Annotated in this window: 3 protein-coding genes; all 3 read right to left on the reverse strand. The window is 73.6% G+C overall.

From position 1 onward, the window contains the following. Window positions 1-202 (reverse strand): hypothetical protein (locus FOE67_RS27460; RefSeq protein ID WP_182667511.1); only part of this gene is annotated, 202 nt, incomplete at its 3' end. 80 nt (window positions 203-282) lie between these two features. Beyond that, on the reverse strand, window positions 283-444 hold the full coding sequence (locus tag FOE67_RS27465; RefSeq protein WP_182667512.1) for a hypothetical protein: 162 nt from the start codon (window positions 442-444) through the stop codon (window positions 283-285). A 100-nt stretch (window positions 445-544) separates the two neighbouring features. Further along, on the reverse strand, window positions 545-765 hold a 221-nt coding region (locus FOE67_RS27470; RefSeq protein ID WP_228474365.1), incomplete at its 5' end, for a hypothetical protein.

The following is a 765-nucleotide window of genomic DNA, read 5'->3' on the forward strand; positions in this document are numbered from 1 at the left end:
GGACGAGGGTGTGGGGGATGGGCCGGGGCGCGGTGGCGGGGTCGGTGAGGCGTGCGAGCGCCACGTGGTCGGGCGGCTCGGGCGTGCGCCCGTCCCGGTACTCCGTGACGGCCTCGTCCAACGTGGCGCGGGCGTGGTCGGGATCGTGGCCGGCGGCGTGGGCGCGGTCGTAGTAGGCGGCGGTGGCGACGGCGGACAGCATCAGTGGGGTTCCTTCCGGGGGTGTGGGCGAAGGGGGCGGGCCCTGGTGCGCCGGGCCCGCCCCCTCTTGGGTGCCGGGGGTCAGCGGTTCTTCTTGCGGGGGTCGCGGGTGACGGGGAAGCCCAGGCGGAGCTTGTAGGGCTCCTCGGGGAGGTGGATGGTGCCGCGCTGCCGAAGCTTCGGCGCCTCCTGCCGGGCGGTGGTGTCGGTGTCGGGGTTGGTGTTCTTGCGGCGACCGAACATGATGTGTCGTGCTCCTGCTCTCTCTCGGGTGGGTGGGTGTGTGCGGGGCGGCCGGTGCTGTGGGAGGCGTGGCCGCCCCGCAGTCATGCGGTGGCGGGGGTCAGGCCCGCTCGGAGACGGTGCGGATGTGGGTGGCGCCGGGGTGCTTGGCCATCGCCTCGCGTGCGACGGCGCTGGCGACGGCGTCCTGTCCGGAGCCGTTGGTGGCGATGGCGCTCGCGTGTTCGGTGATCTCGCGTCCGTCGGGCAGCCGGAGGGTGACTTCGTGGTTGTAGACCTCGGGGGTGTTCGTCATCGGGGTGCTCCCTTGCTGGGGTGGGT

Origin of the sequence: Streptomyces calidiresistens (genome assembly GCF_014141525.1) — a bacterium.
GTDB classification, from domain to species: Bacteria; Actinomycetota; Actinomycetes; order Streptomycetales; family Streptomycetaceae; genus Streptomyces; species Streptomyces calidiresistens.

What these genes read in the sequence shown, in the direction of transcription:
- FOE67_RS27465 (WP_182667512.1), bottom strand. Translation starts at nt 444, where the DNA reads ATGTTCGGTCGCCGCAAGAACACCAACCCCGACACCGACACCACCGCC.